A 6,002-nucleotide genomic window follows, 5' to 3' on the forward strand; every position below is an offset into this window, starting at 1 on the left:
CGACACCACCACCACCCCCGTAGAAGCCAACCTCAACTGGGCCATGCAGAAAATCCGCCGGACCGGTGGCGCACGTGCCGGCGGCTTCCCCGGTGCGGACAAAATCCTGGCACAACTGGCCGACCCCGCCCTGCTGACCCGCAAGCGCGTCGGCCTGGTGGCGCTGGAGCGTGTACCCGTGCGCGACCACACCGAACTGCAAAGCACCGATGGCTCGGTCATCGGCGAAGTCACCAGCGGCCTGCTGGGCCCCACGATCAACCAACCGGTCGCGATGGGCTACGTCAAACCAGAATTTGCCGCGCTGGGCACGCGTGTGAACGCCATCGTGCGCGGCAAGGCTGTGCCCATGGAAGTTGCCGCCATGCCTTTCGTTCCCAATCGCTACTACCGCGGTTAGCCCTCACCCAAGCATCCGTTTCAAGCAACCGTTTAATCCTCTCAACCCCTGGAGAACCTCATGACCGTCAAATACACCGAAGACCACGAATGGCTCAAGATTGAAGGCGATACCGCCACCGTCGGCATTACCGTGCATGCACAAGATGCGCTGGGTGATGTGGTGTTTGTGGACTTGCCCGCTGTCGGCGCCACCTTTGCCCAGAAAGAAACCGCTGGCGTTGTGGAATCCGTCAAGGCCGCCGCCGACGTGTACATGCCCGTCAGCGGTGAAGTCACCGAAATCAACGAAGCTCTGAAAGACGACCCATCGCTGGCCAACAGCGACCCCATGGGCGCCGGCTGGTTCTTCAAGATCAAGTTATCTGACCCTTCTCAGCTCGAAGCGCTGATGGACGAGACCCGCTACAGCGCGTTTGCTGCCTGAGCTTTCACTAACTACCGACCGATTTTTTGACTCCTGGCTGCCAAGCCTGACACGGGACCCGACATGTTGATGCAAACCGCCAAGCCCCTGGGCGACCTTGAAAACCCTGCCGAATTCATTGCCCGCCACATCGGCATTGACGAAGCCGACGAAGTACACATGCTCAGCATCGTGGGCTCGGCTTCGCGCCGCGCGCTGGTCGAAGGCATTGTTCCGCGCTCGATTGCACGCAGCACCGCCATGGCCATTCCGGCCCCCGTCACTGAGGCGGCAGCGCTCAAACAGCTCAAGGCCATTGCGGCCAAGAACCAGGTGTTCAAGAACTTCATCGGCCAGGGCTACTACGGCACCTGCACGCCGGGCGTGATCCTGCGCAACATCCTCGAAAACCCCGCCTGGTACACAGCCTACACGCCCTACCAGGCCGAGATCTCGCAAGGCCGCATGGAAGCGCTGATCAACTTCCAGACCATGGTGTGCGACCTGACCGGCATGCCGATCGCCAATGCCTCCATGCTCGACGAAGCCACTGCCGCCGCCGAAGCCATGACCCTGGCCAAGCGCAGCGTGAAAAGCAAGAGCAACGTCTTCATCGTTGCGGGCGACTGCCATCCGCAAACCATTGAAGTCATCCAGACCCGCGCCAAACCGCTGGGCATTGAGGTGAAAGTCAGCACCGCGGCCATCACGGTGCCGCAGCTGATGGCCGAGGGCAATTACTTCGGCGTGCTGGCGCAGTACCCCGCCACCACCGGCAGCATCCATGACCTCCGGCCGCTGGCTGGGCAGGCGCATGTCGACGGCGCGGCCCTGTGCGTCGCGGCCGACCTGCTGGCACTGACCCTGCTCACACCACCCGGCGAATGGGACGCCGACATCGTGCTGGGGAACACCCAGCGCTTTGGCATGCCCATGGGCAACGGCGGACCGCACGCCGCTTACCTTGCCTGCCGCGACGAATTCAAGCGCTCGCTGCCGGGCCGCCTGGTCGGTGTCACCATCGACAGCCATGGCAACCCAACCTACCGCCTGGCGCTGCAAACCCGCGAGCAGCACATTCGCCGTGAAAAGGCTACGTCCAACATTTGTACCGCGCAGGTGTTGCCGGCCGTCATCGCCAGCATGTATGCGGTCTACCATGGCCCGCAAGGCCTCAAGCGCATCGCCGAGCGTGTGGCAGCCTACACGGCCATCTTTGTGCAGGGCCTCAAAGAGCTGGGTTATGAAATCACCAACACGGGCGCCTTCGACTCCGTCACGGTGAAAACCGGTGACGCTACCAATTTGATAGCTGACCGCGCACGTTTGGCGGGCGCCAACCTGCGTTTTCGCTTGAACAACCACCTGGGCGTGTCGCTGGACGAAACCACCAGCCGCAAGGACATCGAACTGCTGTGGTCCTTCTTCGCCAAACCCGGCCAGACCGTGCCCGTGGTCAGTGCGTTTGAAAAGGGCATTGATTCGTTGATCCCCGCCGGCCTGCGCCGCACCAGCGCCTTCCTGTCGCACCCGGTGTTCAACACGCATCATTCCGAAACCGGCATGCTGCGCTACATCCGCATGCTGAGCGACAAAGACCTGGCCCTTGACCGCAGCATGATCCCGCTGGGCAGCTGCACCATGAAGCTCAACGCAACCAGCGAGATGATTCCCATCACCTGGCCGGAGTTCGCCAACATCCACCCGTTTGCCCCTGCCGACCAGCTGCAAGGCTACGCCGAACTCGACAAGCAGCTGCGCGACTGGCTGTGCCAGGCTACAGGCTATGCGGGCATCAGCCTGCAACCCAACGCCGGCTCGCAAGGTGAATACGCGGGCCTGCTGGTGATCAAGGCCTTTCATGAAGCCAAAGGCCAGGGTCACCGCAACATCTGCCTCATCCCTTCGTCGGCGCACGGCACCAACCCGGCGAGCGCACAGATGGTGGGCATGACCGTCGTCGTCACGGCTTGCGATGCGCAGGGCAATGTCGACATGGCCGACCTGAAGGCCAAGTGCGAGCAGCACAGCGCCAACCTGGCCTGCGTGATGATTACCTACCCCAGCACGCACGGGGTGTTTGAAACACAGGTGAAAGAACTCTGCGCGATGGTGCACAGCCACGGCGGCCGCGTCTACGTGGACGGCGCCAACATGAACGCCCTGGTAGGCGTGGCCGCACCGGGCGAATTCGGCGGCGACGTGAGCCACCTGAACCTGCACAAGACTTTCTGCATTCCGCACGGCGGCGGCGGCCCGGGCGTGGGCCCCGTCTGTGTCGTGGCCGACCTGGTACCTTACCTGCCCGGCCATGCGACGGCGGGTATTCCCGTCAACGGCGTGRGAGCTGTATCAGCTGCACCGCTCGGCAATGCCGCTGTGTTGCCCATCAGCTGGATGTACTGCCGCATGATGGGCCCCGAAGGCCTCACGCAGGCGACTGAAGTCGCCATCCTGAGCGCCAACTACATCAGCTCGCGCCTGAAGGACCACTACCCCACGCTGTACGCCAGCGAAAACGGTCATGTGGCCCACGAGTGCATTCTCGATCTGCGCCCGCTGAAAGAGACCAGCGGTGTTACCGCCGAAGACGTGGCCAAGCGCCTGATGGACTATGGCTTTCACGCGCCCACATTGAGTTTCCCTGTGCCCGGCACCTTGATGGTCGAGCCCACCGAAAGCGAAACCCTGGCCGAGCTGGACCGTTTTATCGACGCGATGATCGCCATCCGCGAAGAGATTCGCAAAGTCGAAGCCGGGCAATGGCCGCAGGACAACAATCCGCTCAAGCATGCGCCGCACACGGCAGCCAGCCTCATGGGCGCCGACTGGGACCGCCCCTATTCGCGCGAGACCGGGGCCTTCCCGCTGGCTTCGCTCAAGCAGGTGAAGTACTGGCCACCGGTGGGCCGGGTCGACAACGTCTACGGCGACCGCAACCTGTTTTGCAGCTGCGTGCCAGTGAGTGACTACGCCTGATTTGGACACGCAGCTCGTCCTGATCATCGCGGGCGCGGCGGCGGCAGGGTTTGTCCAGGGCCTGTCCGGCTTTGGCTTCAGCCTGGTGGCCATGTCTTTCTGGGCTTGGGCTATAGACCCGAAGCTGGCGGCTGTCATGGCGGTGTTCGGTGGGCTGACAGGCCAGGTCATGGCGGCCTTCACGGTCAGCCGCACCAATGACTGGAAGCGCCTGCTGCCATTTCTGGCCGGCGGCCTGCTGGGACTTCCGCTGGGCCTCCTGTTGTTGCCGCAACTTGACGTCCAGCTGTTCAAGCTGTTTCTCGGCGCACTGCTGGCGCTATGGTGTCCGGCCATGCTTTTTTCGGGCAAGCTACCGCGCATTCATCACGGCGGCCGTGTCGCCGACGGAACCATCGGCATTGCCGGCGGTTTCATGGGTGCGCTGGGCGGTTTCAGCGGCGTGATTCCGACGCTGTGGTGCACGCTGCGGGGTTATGAGAAAGGTGCCCAGCGTGCCGTCATCCAGAACTTCAACCTGGCCGTGCTGACCGTCACCATGGCGAGCTACGGCGCCGCCGGCCTGGTCACCCGCGAGACCCTTCCCATGCTGGCCATCGTGGCACCTGCTGCGCTCATTCCCGCCTGGCTGGGCGGGCGGGTCTACACAGGCATCAGTGACCTGGCTTTTCGCAGGCTGGTGCTGAGCCTGCTGACCTGCTCGGGCCTGGCGATGCTGGCGTCCTCCGTGCCGGGCTTGTTAGGGCGGATGGGCTAGGCCCGCAAGCCGATTGCCTCGCGGCGCATTTCAATAAAAACGGGAACCAGCCCGCAGCTCGCGAATAGCCCGCATCATGGTCGGAGCCAGCGCATTCCATTGCAACGCCCGCAGCGACCGGCGGTAACGCAGCCCGTTGGCGCGCAGGGATGCCGACACCAGTTCCAGGGGGTCACTCACCACGCACAGAAGCCGCGTGAGCATGGGGTCCTGCTCGGTAGGCACACCGCCGAGGAAGGCGTCGTTCTTTCCGTCCCACAGAAGCTGGGCATTGATATGGATACCCCAGCCGCAATCCCAGCCGTTCGCTTTCAGGCGTTCGAGCGCCGCAGCCACGTATTCGGCATCGAAAATATAGGTGTCGGTGCGCACCCAACGGCCCAGCCAGAACTCCGCCAGCGGGCGCGCCGCGGGCGTGGCTCTCGGGATCAGGCCGCGCAGCATCTCGCCGCGCATCTCCATGTAGCGCACCCGCGCCGGGATGCCGGCAGAGCGCATCAGCGCAATCAGCAGCGTCACCTTGTCATCACCGTCGCCCCCGCGCGCCTCGAGTACGTCGCGGGCCGTCGGGTAGTGCAGCTTGACTCGCTTGGTATAAGGCAGGCGCTTGACGAAGCGATAGATGGCCAATGCTTTGTCGCGCTCGGTGCGGCACAGCTGGACAATCGAGCGAGCCTTCAGGCGCAGCTTGGTATCGTCCAGGTCCAGCAGCGGCGTGGTGCCAAGCCAGTCCTGCGGCCGATCGCTGAGCCCTTTATGCAGCCGGCGGGGCGAGTCGAGTTGTGCGGCTAGTGCCACCATGGAACCACTGACGGAGTGAATGGTTCACGCATCGTAACCCCGAAGGCGCAATTGTGGCGATTTTCAGTTCCACATTCGGGCACGGAGAAGTTGGCTCCTTGTTGCTCCGGGAGAAGGCGGGCACGGATCGCGGTGTTGAATGTTGCGTCGCAACATGTATTCCAAGGCCTTTAGCCCATCACCCCAAGCCTCCGGTTTCGCCTAACGCGTTGCGCAGCTGGGTCTGTGCGATGGGCAGTTGCAGCGCCGCAGCGCGCTCCACCACGGGTGCCAGGCGGCGCAGCTTCTTCTGCGCGTGGTCCTTGGCAATGTCGGCCAGACGGTGTGCCAGGAACGGGTTAAGCAGACGATCGCGCAACTCCACCAGGTAGGCGCGGGCCTCGGCGCCTGTGCCCTCGGCGTCAAATACCGGCAGCACCTCGTCGGCCCATACGGCTTCCAGCAGGGTGCGCAGCGCCGGGGTCTGCATGGCCTGCACCACGGTCATGTCCGCAGCACCGCCCATCAGCTGCCAGCGTTCGGCCAATAGGGTGTGACCCAGGTTCAGCAGCCAGAGCTTGCGTTGCTCGAAGGGGGCCAGTACATCCGTTACCACCATGGCCGGATGGCTGCAAGGAAGCACCATACGCGGCTGGCGTTCGATGGCCCACAGTGCATAGG

General features: G+C 63.5%; 6 protein-coding genes. 4 read left to right on the forward strand and 2 right to left on the reverse strand.

Annotation, left to right across the window (positions count from 1 at the left end; genetic code table 11):
- The 4 genes from AC1D0Z_RS14720 to AC1D0Z_RS14735 form a co-directional block, all read left to right on the forward strand.
- Window positions 1-400 (forward strand): glycine cleavage T C-terminal barrel domain-containing protein (locus AC1D0Z_RS14720; protein WP_477658970.1); only part of this gene is annotated, 400 nt, incomplete at its 5' end.
- A gap of 60 nt (window positions 401-460) precedes the next feature.
- Window positions 461-826 (forward strand): glycine cleavage system protein GcvH, encoded by a 366-nt coding sequence (gcvH, locus tag AC1D0Z_RS14725; RefSeq protein ID WP_477658971.1) that lies wholly within the window; start codon window positions 461-463, stop codon window positions 824-826.
- A 63-nt stretch (window positions 827-889) separates the two neighbouring features.
- On the forward strand, window positions 890-3,784 hold the full coding sequence (gcvP, locus tag AC1D0Z_RS14730) for an aminomethyl-transferring glycine dehydrogenase (RefSeq protein WP_477658972.1): 2,895 nt from the start codon (window positions 890-892) through the stop codon (window positions 3,782-3,784).
- 1 nt (window position 3,785) lies between these two features.
- A complete protein-coding gene (locus AC1D0Z_RS14735) occupies window positions 3,786-4,541 on the forward strand; it encodes a sulfite exporter TauE/SafE family protein (protein ID WP_477658973.1) in 756 nt (251 codons plus the stop codon).
- Window positions 4,542-4,571: 30 nt separating this feature from the next.
- On the opposite strand, the gene AC1D0Z_RS14740 is transcribed toward AC1D0Z_RS14735, so the two are convergent.
- Window positions 4,572-5,342, reverse strand: coding sequence for a transglutaminase-like domain-containing protein (locus AC1D0Z_RS14740; protein ID WP_477658974.1), 771 nt, complete (start codon window positions 5,340-5,342; stop codon window positions 4,572-4,574).
- Window positions 5,343-5,520: 178 nt separating this feature from the next.
- The coding region (locus AC1D0Z_RS14745) for a mannitol dehydrogenase family protein (protein WP_477658975.1) at window positions 5,521-6,002 on the reverse strand (482 nt) is incomplete at its 5' end.

Source organism: Polaromonas sp. P1_E3, assembly GCF_056405935.1.

What these genes read in the sequence shown, in the direction of transcription:
- AC1D0Z_RS14740 (WP_477658974.1), bottom strand. Translation starts at nt 5,342, where the DNA reads ATGGTGGCACTAGCCGCACAACTCGACTCGCCCCGCCGGCTGCATAAA.
- gcvH (WP_477658971.1), top strand. Translation starts at nt 461, where the DNA reads ATGACCGTCAAATACACCGAAGACCACGAATGGCTCAAGATTGAAGGC.